Source organism: Herbaspirillum sp. WTB6 (assembly GCF_057457785.1).
This window is the reverse complement of sequence record NZ_CP176522.1, coordinates 716,474-734,811: the sequence shown is the minus strand read 5'-3', so window position 1 is coordinate 734,811 and position 18,338 is coordinate 716,474. Positions and strand designations below refer to the sequence as shown.

15 protein-coding genes and 1 riboswitch are annotated in these 18,338 nt (G+C 63.6%); of the genes, 9 read left to right on the top strand and 6 right to left on the bottom strand.

Translation table 11 applies throughout. From position 1 onward, the window contains the following. Nucleotides 1-77: 77 nt before the first annotated feature. The 3 genes from ACK2VC_RS03375 to ACK2VC_RS03365 all read left to right on the top strand — a co-directional run bounded on the left by ACK2VC_RS03375 (nucleotide 78) and on the right by ACK2VC_RS03365 (nucleotide 2,913). Nucleotides 78-1,079 (top strand): fumarylacetoacetate hydrolase family protein, encoded by a 1,002-nt coding sequence (locus ACK2VC_RS03375; RefSeq protein ID WP_486732183.1) that lies wholly within the window; start codon nucleotides 78-80, stop codon nucleotides 1,077-1,079. Between the two features lie 64 nt (nucleotides 1,080-1,143). Beyond that, entirely contained in the window at nucleotides 1,144-2,310 is a 1,167-nt protein-coding gene (locus tag ACK2VC_RS03370; RefSeq protein ID WP_486732182.1) for an ABC transporter substrate-binding protein, read from the top strand. 114 nt (nucleotides 2,311-2,424) lie between these two features. Next, the gene (locus tag ACK2VC_RS03365; RefSeq protein WP_486732181.1) at nucleotides 2,425-2,913 is read left to right on the top strand and encodes a DUF4124 domain-containing protein; all 489 of its coding nucleotides are present in this window, start codon (nucleotides 2,425-2,427) and stop codon (nucleotides 2,911-2,913) included. Nucleotides 2,914-3,019: 106 nt separating this feature from the next. Here ACK2VC_RS03365 and ACK2VC_RS03360 read toward each other — a convergent pair whose 3' ends face one another. Together ACK2VC_RS03360 and ACK2VC_RS03355 are read right to left on the bottom strand one after the other, a co-directional pair. Next, entirely contained in the window at nucleotides 3,020-4,174 is a 1,155-nt protein-coding gene (locus tag ACK2VC_RS03360) for a hypothetical protein (protein WP_486732180.1), read from the bottom strand. Nucleotides 4,175-4,426: 252 nt separating this feature from the next. Beyond that, on the bottom strand, nucleotides 4,427-5,551 hold the full coding sequence (locus ACK2VC_RS03355; protein WP_486732179.1) for an acyltransferase family protein: 1,125 nt from the start codon (nucleotides 5,549-5,551) through the stop codon (nucleotides 4,427-4,429). Nucleotides 5,552-5,841: 290 nt separating this feature from the next. On the opposite strand from ACK2VC_RS03355, the gene ACK2VC_RS03350 reads away from it, so the two are divergent. Then, nucleotides 5,842-6,837: an IS30 family transposase gene (locus tag ACK2VC_RS03350; RefSeq protein WP_486730009.1), complete on the top strand. Its 996-nt coding sequence runs from the start codon at nucleotides 5,842-5,844 to the stop codon at nucleotides 6,835-6,837. Nucleotides 6,838-6,936: 99 nt separating this feature from the next. Here ACK2VC_RS03350 and ACK2VC_RS03345 read toward each other — a convergent pair whose 3' ends face one another. The 4 genes from ACK2VC_RS03345 to ACK2VC_RS03330 form a co-directional block, all read right to left on the bottom strand. Continuing rightward, entirely contained in the window at nucleotides 6,937-8,745 is a 1,809-nt protein-coding gene (locus ACK2VC_RS03345; protein WP_486732178.1) for a chemotaxis protein CheA, read from the bottom strand. Next, nucleotides 8,745-9,530, bottom strand: coding sequence for a protein phosphatase CheZ (locus ACK2VC_RS03340; RefSeq protein WP_486732177.1), 786 nt, complete (start codon nucleotides 9,528-9,530; stop codon nucleotides 8,745-8,747). The genes ACK2VC_RS03345 and ACK2VC_RS03340 overlap by 1 nt, the downstream gene beginning before the upstream one ends. 142 nt (nucleotides 9,531-9,672) lie before the next feature. After that, nucleotides 9,673-10,563 carry an alpha/beta hydrolase gene (locus ACK2VC_RS03335; protein ID WP_486732176.1) on the bottom strand — a complete coding sequence of 297 codons (891 nt, stop codon included), beginning with the start codon at nucleotides 10,561-10,563 and terminating at the stop codon, nucleotides 9,673-9,675. 159 nt (nucleotides 10,564-10,722) lie between these two features. Beyond that, nucleotides 10,723-11,802 (bottom strand): gamma carbonic anhydrase family protein, encoded by a 1,080-nt coding sequence (locus tag ACK2VC_RS03330; RefSeq protein WP_486732175.1) that lies wholly within the window; start codon nucleotides 11,800-11,802, stop codon nucleotides 10,723-10,725. 411 nt (nucleotides 11,803-12,213) lie between these two features. After that, nucleotides 12,214-12,441: riboswitch (cobalamin riboswitch) on the top strand. A 149-nt stretch (nucleotides 12,442-12,590) separates the two neighbouring features. On the opposite strand from ACK2VC_RS03330, the gene ACK2VC_RS03325 reads away from it, so the two are divergent. From ACK2VC_RS03325 to ACK2VC_RS03305, 5 genes are all read left to right on the top strand, one after another. Beyond that, complete coding sequence (locus ACK2VC_RS03325; RefSeq protein ID WP_486732174.1) at nucleotides 12,591-14,564, top strand: TonB-dependent receptor family protein; 1,974 nt, start codon at nucleotides 12,591-12,593, stop codon at nucleotides 14,562-14,564. Between the two features lies 1 nt (nucleotide 14,565). Further along, on the top strand, nucleotides 14,566-15,546 hold the full coding sequence (locus tag ACK2VC_RS03320) for a FecCD family ABC transporter permease (protein WP_486732173.1): 981 nt from the start codon (nucleotides 14,566-14,568) through the stop codon (nucleotides 15,544-15,546). Then, nucleotides 15,543-16,364, top strand: coding sequence for an ABC transporter ATP-binding protein (locus tag ACK2VC_RS03315; protein WP_486732172.1), 822 nt, complete (start codon nucleotides 15,543-15,545; stop codon nucleotides 16,362-16,364). Before ACK2VC_RS03320 ends, ACK2VC_RS03315 begins: the two co-directional genes overlap by 4 nt. 114 nt (nucleotides 16,365-16,478) lie before the next feature. Beyond that, on the top strand, nucleotides 16,479-17,294 hold the full coding sequence (locus ACK2VC_RS03310) for an isocitrate lyase/PEP mutase family protein (RefSeq protein WP_486732171.1): 816 nt from the start codon (nucleotides 16,479-16,481) through the stop codon (nucleotides 17,292-17,294). Nucleotides 17,295-17,456: 162 nt separating this feature from the next. Continuing rightward, nucleotides 17,457-18,302, top strand: a complete 846-nt coding sequence (locus ACK2VC_RS03305) for a DMT family transporter (protein ID WP_486732170.1) — start codon at nucleotides 17,457-17,459, stop codon at nucleotides 18,300-18,302. The last annotated feature ends 36 nt before the right edge of the window (nucleotides 18,303-18,338 follow it).

The following is an 18,338-nucleotide window of genomic DNA, read 5'->3' as shown; positions in this document are numbered from 1 at the left end:
ATCGGCGCCGCGCGCGTTTAGCGGTATTTGCCGCAGGCTATAATCGGCCATCTTTGTGCAGACATTCAGGATGACCGATGAAACTTGCCACTCTCAAGGACGGCAGCCGCGACGGCCAACTGGCCGTGGTGGCGCGCGACCTGAAAAGCGCCGTGCTGGCGGACGGCATCGCGCCGACGCTGCAGCGGGCGTTGGACGACTGGAACTTCATCGCGCCGCAACTCGAACAGCTTTATAGCGACTTGAACGATGAGCGTGCCCGGCACGCGTTCGAGTTCAATCCGAAGCGCTGCATGGCGCCATTGCCGCGCGCCTTCCAGTGGGCTGACGGTTCCGCCTATGTCAACCATGTCGAACTGGTGCGGCGCGCGCGCCATGCCGAGATGCCGGAATCGTTCTGGCACGATCCGCTGATGTACCAGGGCGGCTCCGACGATTTCCTTGGCCCGGCCGACGACATCGTGCTCGGTTCGGCCGAATGGGGCATCGATTTCGACGGTGAAGTGGCGGTGATCACCGGCGACGTGCCGGTGCAAAGTGCGCCGGAGACGGCGGCGCAGCAGATCCGGCTCTTGATGCTGGTGAATGACGTTTCCTTGCGCAACCTGATTCCGGCCGAGCTGGCCAAGGGCTTTGGTTTCCTGCAGTCGAAGCCGGCCACGGCCTTTTCGCCGCTGGCGGTGACGCCCGACGAACTGGGCGGCGCCTGGCAGGATGGCAAGGTCCATCTGCCGCTTCTGGCCACCTGGAACGGCGTGCTGGTTGGCAAACCGCAGGCTGGGGTCGACATGGTGTTCAACTTCCCGCAATTGATTGCGCATCTGGCCAGGACGCGCAACGTGCGCGCCGGCTCGATCGTCGGTTCCGGCACTGTTTCCAACAAGGATGCCAGCAAGGGTTACACCTGCATCGCGGAAAAGCGCTGCCTGGAAACGATTGCCGACGGCGCGCCGAAGACGCCCTTCATGCAGTTCGGCGACACCATCAAGCTGGAAATGCTGGATGCGAATGGCAAGTCGATATTTGGCGCCATCGACCAGACCGTGGTGCAGCATGCGGCCGGCGGCAGGGCGCGCTGAGCGCATGCTGCAGCAAAACCCGTTCCAAGCGGTTTCTTTTTCACTTTTCATTTCGGAGAACCACATGCAATTTCGACCCTTGCGCTGCCTCGCCGGCCTCTCCCTGCTGGCGCTGGCCTTCGGCAGTTCGTCCGCGTTCGCCCAGATCAAGATCGGCGTCAACATCTCCACCACCGGCCCGGCGGCCGCGATTGGTGCCCCCACCAAGAATGCGATGCTGCTGTGGCCGAAGGAAATCGCCGGCCAAAAGGTCGAGTACTTCATCCTGGATGACGGCTCGGACGCCACCAACGCGGTGCGCAATGTGCGCAAGCTGACCACAGAACAGAAGGTCGACGTGATTGTCGGCCCGAATACCACGCCGAACGCTCTGGCGCTGCTGGACGTGGTGTCCGAAGCGCAGACGCCGATGATCACGCTGGCCGCTTCCTCGTCGATCGTCGAACCGATGGACGCCAAGCGCGCCTGGGCCTTCAAGATGCCGCAGAATGACTCGCACATGGCGACCATCCTGACCCAGCACATGGCCGATCACGACATCAAGACGGTCGCTTTCATCGGCTTCAACGATGCCTATGGCGAGGGCTGGTGGCGCGAATTCGCCAAGCTGGCCGAGCTGCGCAAGATCAAGGTGCTTGCCAGCGAGCGCTACGCCCGCACTGACACCAGCGTTACCGGCCAGATCCTGAAGATCATGGCGAGCAAGCCGGACGCGGTGCTGATTGCCGCTTCGGCGACACCGGCGGTGCTGCCGCAGAAAACCCTGGTCGAGCGCGGCTACAAGGGCCGGATCTACCAGACGCATGGCATCGGTACGCTGGAGTTCCTGAAGGTCGGCGGCAAGGATGTCGAGGGCACTTTCTTCCCGACCGGGCCGGCGGTGGTGGCCAAACAACTGCCGGCCGCCAACCCGGTGAAAAAGACCGCGCTGGATTTCACCAATCGCTACGAAGCTGAATACGGCCAGGACACGACGACACAATTCGCCGCCGACGCTTGGGGCGCCTACCTGCTGATCGCCAACGCCGTGCCGCAGGCGCTGAAGACTGCGCAGCCGGGCACGGTACAGTTCCGCAGCGCGCTGCGTACCGCGCTGGAAAACACCAAGAACCTGACCGTGCCGCAGGGCGTGATCAACATGAACCCGCAAGACCACGTCGGCCTCGACCAGCGCTCGCGCGTGATGGGGCAGATTCGCGGCAACAAGTTTGCCTATGCGTATGGCGGTTGAGTTTGCCGGCTTCGCTCGGTGATTAATTAACGTGAGCGTCAGTGAAACCAGGGGTAGAGCTTTTTGCGGTTGTTTATGAAAATCCGACCTTGCCCCTGTTTATCCAGATCATCGATGCCGAATAGACAATTTGCCAAGCCGGGGGCAACCACGTTGCTCGCACTATTGGTATCTGCTTCGAGTTTGGTGTTCGCCCAGAATCTGCCGTCGCCTTCCAGGGCTGTGTATAAATGCGATGTCGCTGGAAAGAAAGTCTATTCGGACTCACCTTGTCTTGGCGCTGAGAAGATTGATGTCGAACCAACGCGCGGACTCAATAAATCCTCCGGCCGTACGTTGGTCGGCCCTGACGTCAGTCGGGAGCATCGGAGAGAGGCATTCGCCGACGCTGTCCGCCCCTTGACCGGGATGGATGCGAAACAACTGGATGTCCAGTCTCGCAGGATGAAGCTGAGCGCGGATGCGCAGCGAGAATGCCGCCGCCTGGATGCAAGCATTCCGGCCGGCGAAAGTGAGGAAAGGCGCGCAACCGGACAGGCGCTGGCGCAAGTTCAGATTCGTTTGCTCGGCATGCGGAAACGCTTCCGGGAACTGGGATGTTGAGGAAAATACCAGGAGCCACAGTATCGTTGTGGCGCTGGCCCAACTCCAGAAATCGGGAGGCGTCCCGGACGGCGCGCCAATTTGGAAAATTTTTCCGGAGGCACGATCAGTTTTCAGGTTCGGGCAGCTGCAGGTCCGAGGTGTCGGCGCATACCCAGCGCAAATATTCGCGGGTGGTGTCGATGCAGCCGCCATCCTGATAGACACCGCTTGGCTCCCGGTGCCGCAGCATTTCCCGCATGATGCGCTGTGTCTCGACCGGGTCCGCGATCGATTCGCGCACGTGCTGTTCAACCAACGCTTCATCCATTCGCAAGTCGCCGGCCGCATCGCGGAAGGTCGCGTTTCGCCAATGATAGATTTCGAGGCATTTCCTGGTGAGCGTATAGGGTTGGGTTGATTGCCAGAAATTGTTGAATAGGCCATTGCCGAGATACAGGACCCAGGATCCCTCGTAGCCGCTGGCATCCGACGAGTGGGCATCGGGGTTGCGGAACCAGACCCGGTCTCCGGGAACGTAATACTTAAGCGGCAGCGGGTCGGTCATTGAGCCGTGTTCGCGCAGGAACACCTGGTGGAATTCGCCCGACATGATGGCGCGCGATTCCCAGTGTCGCTGCAGCCGCGCGAGCAGGTCCGGATTGCATACCGTTAATTCCTGCGCAACCCCGAGCAGGATCACATACTCGCTGGCGCGGTAGCAGGAGAATCCGTAACGGATGCCGGAGGCATCCGGTTGGGTCGCCTTTTTCAGCGCGGCGATCAGGGATTTGCCGGGCAAAAGAGTGAATCCGCGGCCCTTGGCGTAGGTCCAGTAATCGGCCGGCCGCTCGGCCTCGCTGGTACGGAAGGAAAGTTCGGTCTTGCGCGCCGCGGCGACGATGTTTTGCCGGATGCGGACCGCCGATATCAGTTCGGCGCAGGACGGAAACTGGAACGGGCGTGGACCGAGCAGCATCGCCAGCAGGATTTCCCGTTCCAGATCGGGGCCGCTCTGATCCGTGCCGAGGCCGAGTCTTCGGCATAACTGCAGGGTGTCGAAATCGGGCGCCCATTCGTTGCGGAATTCGCGGCGCAGGCTGAAGCGGGCAGCGGGGCCGCCGGCCTCCGATTCCTGGCTTGTTTCCACGTACTGCCGGAGGGTGAGCCGATCGAGAAGACCGAGGAATTTTCGTGTCTCCGCGTTGGTATCCGCGGCGCTGGCTCCCTGTAGCAGGATCCCGCCGCTGGTTTCGTCCCTCCCGTTGCACGATGCCGCCATGCGCGCGTCTCCCCGCTTTCGCTGAACGTATCTGTTTTATCCGCCGGCCATTGCAGCGGTTTTGTTTTTGCAAGGGCAGCATGCGCTGCCGATGTGCTCGTGCTGATTCCGAAGCAGCGGGGTTTCCCGCACGAACGAATGGGCGACAGACTACTCCCGGCGACCTGTGGCGGTCAATCGGGGTGGTTGGTCGTGATGGCTTGAGCGAGGGATTCCTGCCGGCCGGCGATCTTGCAATACCGGCCGCCGGGACTAGCGGTTTTTGAAATGCGGCAAAGGGATCGGACTGGAGGGTAGTGGCAGGCGGCCGAGAGGGAGTTCGATCCAGTGGTGGAATGCCGCTCCGGCCGCCAGGCTGGCCGCCCATGCCAGCAGCATGCCGCACGCCTGTACCAGGGGCTCGGCCGGCGCAAAGCGGGTGAATGCGGCGTTTACGATCAGGCATACCGGAAAGTGAACCAGAAATACCGAGTAGGAAATCCGCCCCAGGCGGTTGATCAGGGCCGTTCCGCGCCCGCTGTCTGTGAGCCGGATGCGGCCGGCCAGTGCCAGCAGGCATGCGACGGCCAGCGCCAGCGCAATGCGGCTACGGAAATCGATCGTCAGCGCCGCCAGCGTCGGCAGCACGATCGTTGCCAATAGAAGCAGGGAGGTGGCTGGCGGGCGGGTTCGATCGCCGGCCCACCATGCCAGGATGCCCAGCCCGTAGCTACCGAAGAAATACAATGCCCAGGCATCCCAGTCGGCATCCCGATTGAAGTACAGCAGCGAGGTGCTGGCGACCGCTGCGATCAGGACTGGCCGCAGCCATGGCGTCGGCCGCCTAGCGGTGAGGTTGCCGGACCACCACAGCAGCAACGCGGTGACGGCATACAACTGGAAATCGATGGCGACATACCAGGCGCCGGCCGACACCGCTTCATAGCCGAGGATGTCATGCAGCAGGAAGACATAAGATAAAAGCTGCGGCAATTGCGGGAGCGCTGATATCGAGTCGTGTTCCATCCATTGGCCGGCCCAGGCCGAGGCCATGATCGCCAGCCCGGTCGCCGCCAGGAATGGCGGTACCAGTTTGGCGTAGCGCCGCCACACGATTGCCAGCGGATTGGGAAGCGCCGCATGGCCTTTCGGGCACAATGACTTGGCCGCCAGGAAACCTCCGATTACCAGGAATACCTGTACCGCGATGCGCGCATCGGAGCCCAGCCAGTCGATCAGTTCCGAGGCCAGCGGCCGAGCATGGTCCGCCATCGGGCCGTAGAACGCCAGATGGTGTAGCACGATCAATTGCGCGGATACGGCCTTGAGCAGGTTGATGACGCAAAACGGCGCGTGGCCGGTGCCATTGACGGCACCGGGAAATGAAGATGGTGTCACGGGGAATGTTGTTATTGCTGTTGCCCCATTTTACTTCGTTGGCGGTGAACGTGTACTGCGTGCGCGACGCATGGCAAAGGGGCGCTGCACATCACCGCTGGTGACGGCAAGCTTTTCTTATCCCTTCAGATCTTTATCCGGAGCCGTTCCAGATGCGCCGAATTCGGATTGCCGAAGCCAGTCAATCCGACAGGCGGTTTCAAAGACGAAGTGCAACACCGATCAACGGAAGGAGGGCGAGATGCGCTAGCATTCGAACCCTTTGACCAGCCAGTCGAAAGTTGCCGAATATGCGCTATACGCACCTCACCCGAGACGAACGATACCAAATTCACGAACTGCAGGCAGACGATCATTCAGTCAGCGAGATTGCGCGCCGGCTGGGGCGGCATCGCTCGACGATCAGTCGCGAACTGCGGCGCAACCGGGGCGTGCATCAATGGCGGCCTGGCCAGGCACACGATAAAGCCTTGGCACGGCAACAGAACAGTCGTAATGCGAGCCGGGTTGCCGACGCCGCCTGGTTGGCGGTTCAGGCCTATATCCGCCTGGACCTGTCGCCCGAACAAGCGATCCACCGCCTGACGCTGGAACGGGGCAGCCCGATCGGCATCAGTCATGAGAGCGTCTATCAACGGATCTACGCCGATCGGCGTGGCGGCGGCGATTTGATCCGGCACTTGCGCAGCCAGAAACCCCGGCGCCAGCGCCACGGCAGCGGCCGGCGGCGTCGGGGAATCCTGCCGGGCCGGATCGGCATCGAGCATCGTCCCCTGATGGTCGAGCAACGCCTGCGGCTGGGCGATTGGGAAGGCGACACCGTGATTGGCAAAGGCCAGCAAGGGGTGCTGGTGACGCTGGTGGAACGGCGGTCGCGCTTCACCCTGGCCGCCCCAGCCAACAGCAAGCAGGCCGAGGGCGTGGGTGCGGTGGTGGTCGATTTGCTCAGCCCGCATCGGCGGGTGTGCCACACCATCACCTTCGACAACGGATCGGAATTCGCCGACCACGCCTTGATCAGTGCCCGCCTGCGGGCCGATGTCTACTTTGCCCGCCCCTATCATTCCTGGGAGCGCGGCCTGAATGAAAACACCAATGGCTTGCTCCGGCAGTATTTCCCGAAGAACACCAATCTGAAAACCGTCAGCCAGCAAGCGCTCCAGGCCGCCGTCGACAAACTCAACCACCGCCCCCGCAAATGCCTTGGTTACAGAACCCCGCATGAGGTCTTTTACAACCTTGCTACACTTCCTCTGGATTTAGCCTATGTTGCACTTCGTGTTTGAAACCGCGACAAGATTAAGCAGAGTATGTTGAAATAAATGCCATAATCCGCCCGGAATGGGCGGTTATGGATAGGAGTATGTTGATAGTGGGGCGGTTTTCTAGGCGGCCAGGCGCGTGCTGTCGCGGCAGCCGTCGAGCAGGAACGCCAGTCCGATCACCAGCACCAGTTCACCCTCGGCCGAGCGCGCCGTGCCGTTGATGCCGGTCACCGCCAGGGCAGTCAGCGGCTTGATTACCAGGTCGGCTGTGCTGTCCACCGCTTCCACCGCCAGGATGTAGGGTTGCGGTGCCATGATCACGATGCCGACCTGTTCGGTGCCGGGTGTGTAGCCAAGCACGGCGGCCAGCGAACGCACAGGCAGTGGCCGTCCCTGGTCGCGCAGGACCGGCGCGCCACCCACCTTGTCGAAGTCGTCAGGTAATTCCACCACGCGCTGCACCACGGCCATCGGCAGCGCCAGGATCGCGCCGGCGGTGCGCACCAGCAGGGTCGGTACGATCGAGAGTTCGATCGGCAGCCGGATCAGGAAGCGGGTGCCGCGGCCCATCACCGAATCGATCCGAATCGCGCCGCGGTGCTTTTCCACCGCGGTGCGTACCACGTCCATGCCGACCCCGCGCCCGGAAACGCTGGAGGCGACCTGCTTGGTCGAGAAGCCAGGCAGAAACACCAGGTTCAGCGCTTCTTCATCGGTGGGCGCGGCGTTCTCCGCGATCAGCCCCTTGGCAATCGCTTTCTTGCGCAGTTCGTTGGGATCGATGCCCTTGCCGTCGTCGCCCACCTCGATCATCACGCTGCTGCCTTCCTGCCAGGCTTTGAGCGTGATCGCAGCCTTGCCCGGTTTGCCGGCTGCCAGCCGCACCTCGGCGTCCTCGATCGCGTGGTCAAGCGAGTTGCGCAGCATGTGCACCAGCGGATCATAGAGGCTGTCGACCACCACCCGATCGACCTCGGTTTCGGCGCCTTCGATGACCAGCTCGACCTCCTTGCCGAGGTCCTTGGCCAGTTCGCGCACCAGGCGCGGGAATTTCTGGAACAGCCGACCGACCGGCTGCATCCGGGTCGAGAGCGTGGCGCGCTGCAGCTCGGTTGAATAGCGTGAAGCGCGGTTCAGGGTTTCGGCCAGCGCCGTCATCAGTTCGGTGGCGGCATCCTCGAACTTGAATTGCGCGAGCTTTTCCAGCAGCACGCTGGCCTGGTTGGCCGCCTGCACCGATTCTCCGGCCACTTCCAGCAGCGCGTCCAGCTTGATGGCGTCGATGCGGATGCTGTCTTCCTTGACCGGTGCTGCGGCAGCGCGGGTTTCCGGCTGGCGTCGTTCGATGCCGTCCCAGCCGCTGGCGGCGGCGCCCGCTGCCGCGGTGGTTGCTGCACCGTCGATCGCCGCGCCGTCGGTTGCAACTGGTTCGGCTTCGAGGCCGGTCACCGCATGGTACAGCGCCGCCCAATCGGGGCCGCTTGCGGCGGATGAATCGGGGTTGCCGGGCGGGGCTGCGGCGGCCGGTGCGGCGGTCGGTGCCGCTCCGCCTTCGATTGCCTGCTTCAGGATCGCTTCGAGCGAACCCGGCATCGCGGATAACTGTTCCGGCTGGGCGCCGTTGGCCAGATCGGTCAGTTGGTCGGCCACAAAGCCGCTGGCTTGCAGTGCCGCTTCGATCGCGATGCCGGTTACCGGCGCCTTGCCGGTACGCAGCGCGTCAAACAGATTTTCGGTCAAATGGCAGGCGGAAACCATGGCCGGCAGTCCCATGAAGCCGGCGCCGCCCTTGATGGTGTGGAACGAGCGGAACACCGCGTTCAGCGTTTCCATGTTATCCGGCTGCCGTTCCAGCGCCAGCAGGTGTTCCTCGACGTTGGTGGCCAGCTCGAGCGCTTCCACCACGAAATCCTTGAGCATGTCGTCCATCAGAAACCCAGGCTCTCAAGCAGGCTGTCGACGCCGTCCTGCTCCATGGCGGCACCGGGCGTGGAAGGGCCTTGCATCAGTTCGGCCGGGCGTGCCGCCGTTTCGGCTTGCGCGGCCAGCAGCTCGGCTGGCGCATTGTCGCGCAGCAGTTGCGCCAGTTCGCGTTCGGCGGTGTGCGTGATGGTGACGATTTTCTTGATCAACTGGCCGGTGATGTCCTGGAAATCCTGCGCCATCATGATTTCCAGCAGCCGCGCCTTGGAGGCTTCGGCGGCATCCGTCACGGTAGCGGTGAATGCACGCGAATCGCTGGCCAGTTGCTTGAATTCCTCGATGCCGAGGTTGCCCGCGTACAGCGCTTGCCAGCGGTCGCCGATTTCCTTCGATTGCCGGGCCAGTTCCTCCTGCAGCGGGATGCCCTCGTCGATCACGTTCAGCACCTTGTTCGCAGCCTGTTCGGTCAGCGTCGCCACGTATTCCAGGCGGCCCTTGGCATCGGTGATTTGCGAGGCGACGTCGGACAGCGAGCGGTCATAGCCAAGTTCGCGCAGCGAATCGTGCAGCAGGCGCACGATGCCGCCCAGGCGTTCGTACATTCCCTTGTCGGCTACGTTTTCGGGCTGGCTCGCCGCGGCGGGGGTGGCACTGTCGGCGTTGGCAACCACTGCCTCGACGGCCGGCGCCGCACTGGCCTCGCTGCTCACCGGCGGAGTGCTGGCGCCGCCATGTTGCTGCGCCGCCGATATTTCGTCGAATAAAGCATCCAGATCAACAGCGTCATCCATAGTCAAGGCTTCTCCATTGTTTCAGCGAGCGGGTCCGGCATGGGTGCCGGGAAATCGGGTTACAAGCGGCGCCTGCGCGCAGGCCGGTGTTTATGCGGCGCATCACAGTATATCGGCAGCGCCGCGTCAATCTGTAGGTGCCTCATGCCGGTTTCGCCTCGGTGCACGCCGATCGGTCATGGTGCGATGGCGACCCCAGGAAATCGATGACGGCCTCGAACAGCGGTTCGCCAGCATCGGCGAAGGCATCGCAAATCGTCAAGTGATTGGCGGTGGGCAGGGCGATGTCGTTCCGATGGCCGGCGTTCCAGGCCTGGCCGATCAGCGCATTCTGGCGCTTGAATTCGTCCGATTCGAGGCCGCCGACGGCGGTGATGAAGGGCGTCGCCAGCGCTGGCGACAGACCGGCCGGCGACAACCGCGCGGCGCGCTGCGGCGTCAGCCGCAAGTCGGACTGGACGAACGGCGCATGAACCAACGGCGCGAGATCATACAGGCCGGACAACAAAATCCCGGCATGCAACAGATCGGGCGGCAGGTCGCTCTCGAGTTGGGGCCAGTCGCTGGCCAACAGCATCGCCGCCAGATGGGCGCCGGCCGAATGGCCGGCCACGCAGATGCGCGCCGGGTCGAAATCATAGTGCTCGGCATGGCGGTACAGCCAGATCAGCGCCTGTTGCTGCTGGCTGACGATCTGCTCGATGCCGGCTTCCGGTGCCAGCGTATAGTTGGTCAGCGCGACATTGAAGCCGGCGCGTGTGTAGGCTGGCGCAATGAAGGAAAAATCGGATTTGTCGAGCGAGCGCCACCAGCCGCCGTGGATGAACACTAGCAATGGCGCATCGCTGCGGCTGGCCGGGAAGAAATCCAGACGCTCGGCGGGAGCGCCGCCATACGCCAAGTCGAGCAGCGCCGCGCTGCCGCGCCGCACCCGTTCCGATTCGCGCACCCAGCGCGTGAAGACGTAGGGGTGATCCGGAATCGCGGCGCGCGCGTCGTACTGCTGGCTGTAGTATTCGATGGGGTCTTGCATCAGGAGCAGGCCGAAAAAGTTGCTCTAGTTTAACGTTTTGTGCTCCCGTGCGCACTGTCAAAGTAGGTTGATTTCGCGGGCGGACGCCGGTCAGCGCTTCCTGCACGGATCGCGGCTGGTTTGTATGCTCTTGGCTGGGCACTGCCGCAGATATCGGCATTACTCGAAATTGCCATTTGAGAAATTTTTGAATGATCCGGTGGCAGCTTCCTGCGCCAAGGAAAATTCTGTTGCGTACTCGCGGTAGGTGAGGGCGGATTGCCGGATCAGATCGCGCTTGCGCTGGTCCAGACGCGCAATCGGACGTGCTGGACGGCCACCCCATAGCCAGCCGCTTTCCATTACCTGGCCCCGCGTGGTGGTAGAACCGGCGGCGAGCAGCAGGTCGTCCTGCACTACCGTACCCGGCGCCAGCGTGCTTCCCATGCCGACCAGGACCAGATCGCCTACCGTGCAGTCATGCAGCAGCACGTTATGGCCGATGGTGGTGTCTTTCCCGACCATAACCGTGCGTTCGCTCGACCGCAAAATGCTGTTGTCCTGTACGTTGGCGCCGGCTGCGATGGCGATGCCGTGGCCGCCATCGTCCACGACGCAACCGAACCACAGGCTGCTCCCTTCTCCCATACGCACTTCTCCGATGCCGCCAACCGTGGCTGCGAGATATCCCTCCGCATTGCTTGCCGCCCCAGCCAGATAATAGGTACTCGGCACCGCCGATGGAAGCGCCAGCGCACGCGTGCGGATACGGTCGTGCAGCGCGTCCAGTTCAGCCGCATCGACCGGGCGCACCGGGACTGCCGGCACGCCCTCGCACCAGTGGCCGGGCGGCAGCTCGCTGCGCGGGAAGACCACCGAGCCGCGCGCAACCACCGAACCATGGCCGATCACGCTGCCATCGAGAATCGAGACATCGTCTTCGATCACGCAATCATTGCCGACGGTGCAGGCATGTACCACGGCGTTCGCACCGATGGTCACGCGGTCGCCGATGGTCGTGCCGTAGACGGCATGCGCAATATGGACGGTGCTGTGCGCGCCGAGATGCAACTCGCTGCCCGCCTTGATCACATGGCCGTCGGCGCGCAGCACGGCAAAGGGCTCGAGCACGGCCCCGGCTCCCAGCGTGACGCGGCCCAGGACGGCGCTGCCGGCTGCGGCCCGCAAGGTGGAGCATTGCAGTGACGGGGTGATGCCGTGGTAGGGCAGTACGAAAGGTGTATTCGGAAGCGGGTTCATGGTGGAAGGCGCGATAGGTAACGAGGCTCGCCGGCTGCGGCAGCTGGTACAAGCCGATTCGGCGTACCGGCGGGCAGTGGTCCAATTCAGGCACCTGCCCGAAGCAATATCGAGCGGACTGCGGCTTGCGGCTGTAGCCATCCCGCAGGCCGGGAAACGACGGCCAAGTTTATGGCTTCCCACGGGAAAAAGATAGGGTTGTCGTCAATGTAGGGAGTGGAGTCCGGCGTGCACATGATGGTCTTCCAGAAACCGGTCGCCGGTTTGAACTTGCAGCGGCAAATGGCCCGGATTTTGATCACAGGCTTTTCAATCCACGAATATTGCATGGGCATCGGGCTATGCCCGGCCTCCATAAATGAATTGCGAAACGATAGCTTTCTTGAGATTGACTCGGGTGCTGCCGCCCACATACACTGGCATGGTTTTGGTGCACGCCGGCATGTTCATGCCGGCAGTTAAACGGGAAACACGGTGCTTCGAAAGAATGGTTGAAGCCTGCGTGTGCTGCCCCCGCAACGGTAAGCAAGTGTCGCTTCGGCGACTGGCCGCCTCTCAATACCACTGTGCGCTTTTGCATGGGAAGGTAAGGCGGACCGATTTGTGAGCCCGGATACCGGCCAGAACAGGTGGAAGTGCCGCGAACGGGGATCTTTGCAACCATGAAGCCATGTCAGCGCGAACCTGCGCCGCACATAGCTCATTGCTGTTTTCGATTCCTGTCAGGGCCTTCTGTTGAATCCGGTGTGCGGGGACGCAGGCCGGAGGTTCCCAATCGAAAACACATCATGACTTCTTCCGTTTTTCGCAACGGTGCTGGCGTTGGGCCAGCGCTCGCGCTCGTTTCCGTTTTTTCCATTCTTGCCGCCGACACGCTGGCCCAGGTTCCGGCCTTAACCGACATCAGGCTGGAGCCGGTGGTCGTGACCGCTTCACGCTTCGCCAACGATCCGGCGTTCAGCCCGATTGGCGCCACCGTGATCAGCGCCGAGCAAATCCGCGATGCCGGCGTCGCCGACGTCAATCAGGCGATCCGCAAGATCGGCGGCGTCTATGGCCGCCAGAACCTGGTCGGCACGCAGGACTATTCATTGGATTTGCGTGGCTTTGGCGACACCAGCGATCAGAACATGGTGATCCTGCTGGACGGCGTGCGATTGTCACAAAACGAGCAGGCGACGGCCTTGCTGTCGTCGATTCCGATCGAATCGGTGGAGCGCATTGAAATCGTGCGCGGTGGCAGCAGCGTGCTGTACGGCGAAGGCGCCACTGGCGGCACCATTCAGATCATCACCAAGCGGGTGCAGCGCAACCAGTTGCGCGGTTCGGTGGCGGCCGAGGCCGGCTCCTATGGCCACAAGGAACTGCGCGCCTCGCTGGCCAAAGGCTGGGACAATTTTGCGCTCGATGCAAACCTCAGCAAGCAGCGCGCGGACAACTATCGCGCCAACAACGCCGCCGACCAGGGCAATTTCACCGGCGGCATCCAGTGGGGCGACCAGCAGGGCCGGGTCGGCCTGCGGGTGGATTCTGCGCGCCAGAATTCGCGGCTGGCGGGACCGCTCTCCCTGGCGCAATTCGAAGCGGACCCGCGCCAAACCGTAAAGCCGAACGATTTCGCTTCGTACGATGTCGATCGTTATACGCTGTTTGGCGAGCGCCGCCTGGGCGCCTTCGAGCTGGCGGCGGAATTTTCCCATAGCGAGAAGACCGGCAGGCTGTTTGAAGACTATGGCGGCGGCTTCAGCACCGCCACCGAAGCCCGCACCCGCGTCAACCAGTTTTCTCCGCGCCTGCGCCATCTATCGGCAGCCGATGGCTGGAAAAATGAACTGGTGGCGGGCCTGGATTTTGCGAACTGGTCGCTGGCCAGCAACACGATCAGCATGTTCGGCAGCCAGGAGCAGGCTTCGCAGAAATCGAAAGCGGTCTACGTCCGCGACCAGATCGTGCTGAATGACAGGGCGCGCGTGGCGCTCGGCGCCCGACATGAAGTGTTCGACAAGGACGCCGCGAATGCGGGCGCCAGCACCTACCGCGAGTCGTTCGGCCTGAATGCTTGGGACTTGCAGGGCTCCTATGCCTTCACGCCGGCGGTGCTGGCATTTGCCAAGGCCGGGCAAAGCTACCGCGTGGCCAACGTCGACGACAACCGCTTTACCAGCACGCCGAACCATCCGCTGCGGCCGCAGACTTCGCATGATCTCGAACTGGGCGCCACCTTTGGCGATGCCGGGCGCAAGCTGACCGTAAAATGGTTTGAACATCGCCTGAAAAATGAAATCATGTTCGATCCTCCGACCTTTACCAACGTGAATCTGGACCCGACCCGGCGCCGTGGCATTGAACTGGAAGCGCGGGCCCGCCTGAGTGCGCAACTCACCGCACTGGCGAACTTCCAGCATGCCAGCGCCACGTTTACCGAAGGGCCGAACGCCGGCCGGGAAGTGGTGCTGGTGCCGCGCAATACCGCTTCGGTGCGCCTCAATTGGACGGCCGGCAAGCAGAGCGCCGACGCCGGCTTGCAATGGGTGGACCGCCAGCGCTATGGCAATGATTTCGCCAATACCTGCGGTGCGCTGATGCCGTCGTTCGTCACGCTGGATGCGCGCTATGCGCTGCGGCTCGACAAATGGGAACTGGCCGTCTCCGGCAGCAACCTGAGCGGGCGCGATTATTTCAGTCGCGCCTATGGCTGCCGGGGCAACGTCTATCCGGACCCGGGCCGCCAGTTGAAGCTCACCGCGCGTTACGACTTCTAAGATGAACTTCCGCCGCGCGCTGCTGATCGCCGGCTGGCTGGCGCTGCTGGCCATTGTCGCGTTGACGGCGGCAGTGGCCTGCGGCAGCAGCGGCTGCCGCATTTCTTCTCCGCTGGATGAAGTGGCCTGGGCGCTGCGTCTACCGCGGGCGCTGGCCGCGTTCGCGGTCGGGGGCCTGCTGGCGCTGGCCGGGGCGCTGATGCAAGTGCTGCTGCGCAATCCATTGGCCGATCCCTACGTGCTCGGCTTGTCCGGCGGCGCTGCCGCCGGCGCGCTGGCGGCGATGCTGGCGTCCGGTTATTTCGGCTTCGCGCAGGATGGTGCCGCCGGCATCGGCGCGGCGCTGGGGGCAGCCGTGGCGCTGGCGCTGCTGTTCGGGCTGGTGCGGCAATCGATGCGGCAATTGTCGGTGACGCAATTCGGCGCCGGCCATCGGCTGATTCTGACCGGCGTCATGATTGCCGCCGGCTTTGGCGCGCTGATCACGCTGATGCTGACGCTGGCGCCGGATGCGCAATTGCGCGGCATGGTGTTCTGGCTGATGGGCGATCTGGAAGACAGCCGTTTTGTCGGTCCGGCCTGGGGCGTGCTGGCGCTGGCGGCCGCGTGGGCGCTGCGCCATGCCGGCCAGTTGAATCTGCTCGGGCGCGGCGAAAGCTTCGCCCAGTTGCTGGGCGTGCCGGTAGTGCGGCTGCGCATCGCCACCCTGTGCGTGGCGTCGCTGGCGACTGCGGCGGCGGTGACGGTGGCCGGCACCATCGGCTTCATCGGGCTGGTGGTGCCGCATGCGATCCGGCTGGCGCTGGGCAACGACCAGTGCGTCCTGTTGCCGGCCTCGGTGCTGGCCGGCGGCGCGCTGCTGACGCTGGCCGATCTGGCGGCGCGCACCGTGGTGGCGCCAACCCAGTTGCCGGTCGGCGTCATCACCGCGCTGATCGGCGTGCCGGTGTTCCTGTGGCTTACCACGCGGAGCCGCACATGAGCGCGCAGCTGATGACTGTCGGCTTGCGCATCGAGGCGGGCGGCAGATTGCTGTGCCGCGATCTCGACTGGCAGCCGGCGGGCGGCGAATTCTGGTGCGTGCTGGGACGCAACGGTGCCGGCAAGAGCACCTTGCTGCATACGCTGGCCGGCCTGTTGCGGCCGGCGGCGGGACGGATTTTCCTGCAGGGCGAGCCGATTGACGCCGTGCGCCCGCAACTACTGGCGCGCCGGCGCGGCTTGCTGGCGCAGCAGCAGTTCGACGCCTTTTCCAGCAGCGTGCTGGAAACCGTGATGAGCGGCCGTTATCCATATCAATCCGGCTCCGGCTGGGAAAACGGCGAGGATCGACGCCTCGCCCTGGCTAGCCTGGCCGCGGTCGGCCTCGCGCAATATGGCGCCAAGGATGTCTGTGCCTTGTCCGGCGGCGAACGACAGCGGGTGGCGCTGGCGACCTTGCTGGCGCAGGACCCGGATTTGCTGCTGCTGGACGAGCCGACCGCGCATCAGGATGCGGCGGCACAGATCGTGGTCATGCAATTGGCGCGCGATCTGGCGGCACCGGCCGGGGCAGGGCAGGCGCGCGGAAAAACCGTGATCGCCGCCTGCCACGACCTGAACCTGGCGGCGCGTTTTGCGACCCACACATTGGTCCTGGGCGACGGCCGGCACTGGTTGGGAACGGTTGCCGAGGTGATGACGGCGCCGGTGCTGCAGCAGGCATTCGGCTGCGGTTTTCGTATCATCGACAGCGCGCATGGCCGTTTGTTCGTGCCGATTCCCGGCGCCGACCCGGACGGCCTGGCGGGAAGTCCATAAGTTCGGCGGTTCTTTAGGGCCGGCGCAACCCGGGGCGCAAGCGCCAATCTCCGCCCTCGAAATTTGGTGTATATATAGCAAGCTAGCTCACGCCAAACTTCCACGAGGGACGCCATGCCGACTCAATTCGAAAAAGGAGCACGCTTTCGCGCGCTGCATCAACGGGAGCGCGCGTTCGTCATTCCCAACCCGTGGGATGTCGGCACCGCGCGCTTGCTGGCGGCGCTTGGCTTCGAGGCGCTGGCCACCACCAGCGCCGGCCATGCGTTTTCGCTCGGGCGGCGCGACAACACCATTAGCCGCGAGCAGGCGCTCGAGCACATCGCGGCGCTGGTGTCGGCGACCGATCTGCCCGTCAGCGCCGATCTGGAAAACGGTTTTGGCGATGCGCCCGAAGCGGCAGCAGAGACCATCCGCCTGGGCGCTGCCGCCGGCCTGGTCGGCGGTTCGATCGAAGATGCGACCGGCCGTGCCGGCGAGCCGATCTATCCGTTTGAACTGGCGGTCGAACGCATGCGCGCTGCGGCGGAAGCGGCGCACGCACTGCCATTTCCGTTCACATTGACCGGCCGCGCCGAGAATTTCCTGCATGGCCGCGCCGACCTGGCCGACACCATCAAGCGGCTGCAGGCCTATCAGGAAGCCGGCGCCGACGCGCTGTACGCACCCGGCTTGCGCAGCGAGGCGGACATCGCCACCGTAGTCAGCGCGGTCGATCGGCCCGTGAACGTGCTGATGGGATTGCCGGGGTTGAGCGTGGACCGCCTGTCCGCCATTGGTGTCAAGCGCATCAGTACCGGCAGCGCCTTGTCGCGCGCGGCGCTCGGTGCGTTCTTGCGGGCCGCGCGTGAAATGCGCGAGCATGGCACGTTTACCTTTGCCGATCAGGCAATCGGCTACGCCGATATCAATTCGATGTTCAAACCTTAAAGGGCTGCGCGGCGCGCCACCTTCTGGTCCGGTAATTTTTCCAATAAAAGTTGGAGTATGCTAAAAAGTTGCAGTACTTGATTGCGAGATTTTAGATTCAGTCCTGGAGTAGCTGAAAGAGGCGGTAACCGCCAGCGCAATCGTTCGCCGCAACCCAAGCCCATGTCGCGCCTGCAGATATTTCTGTTCACCACGCTCTCGATGCTGGCGTTTGCCGGCAATTCGCTGCTGTGCCGGCTCGCCCTGCGCCAGACCGAAATCGATGCTGCCAGCTTTTCATCGATCCGGATCTGCAGTGGCGCGCTGGTGCTGTGGCTGATCGTACGGGCGCGCTCGGAACGCATCGCCAGCGCCGGCAACTGGTCTTCCGGCTGTGCGCTGTTCGCCTACGTTGCCGCCTTTTCGTTTGCGTATGTCAGCCTGCCGGTCGCCTCCGGCGCACTGCTGCTGTTCGGCGCGGTGCAGGCGACGATGATCGGCTATGGTTTGTGGAATGGCGAAAAGCTGAGCGGCCGCCAAATCCTTGGTCTGGCAATCGCGCTGCTAGGCCTGGTCGGCCTGTTGCTGCCGGGGTTGTCAGCGCCGCCGCTGCACGGTTCGCTGCTGATGGCGGTGGCCGGTATCGCGTGGGGCGTGTATTCGCTGCGCGCGAAAGGCGCGATCGATCCGGTGCGCGTCACGGCCGGCAATTTTGCGCGCGCGACACCGTTCATCCTTGCGCTGAACCTGCTCCTGCTGCCGACGGTCGTGCTGGACCGCGCCGGCGTTCTGTACGGCCTGGTATCCGGCGCGCTGGCTTCGGGTGTCGGCTACGTGTTCTGGTACGCGGTGCTGCGGCAACTGAGTGCCACCAGCGCCGCCACGGTCCAATTGAGCGTACCGGTACTGGCCGCGATCGGCGGCATCGCCTTCCTCGGCGAACCGGTGACCTGGGACCTGTTCATCGCATCGGCAGCGATTCTGGGCGGCATCGCGCTGGTCACGATAGGGCCACGGCAGATTCGGTGACGGTGCGGAGCGCAGAGATGTCGGATAGATGGCGTA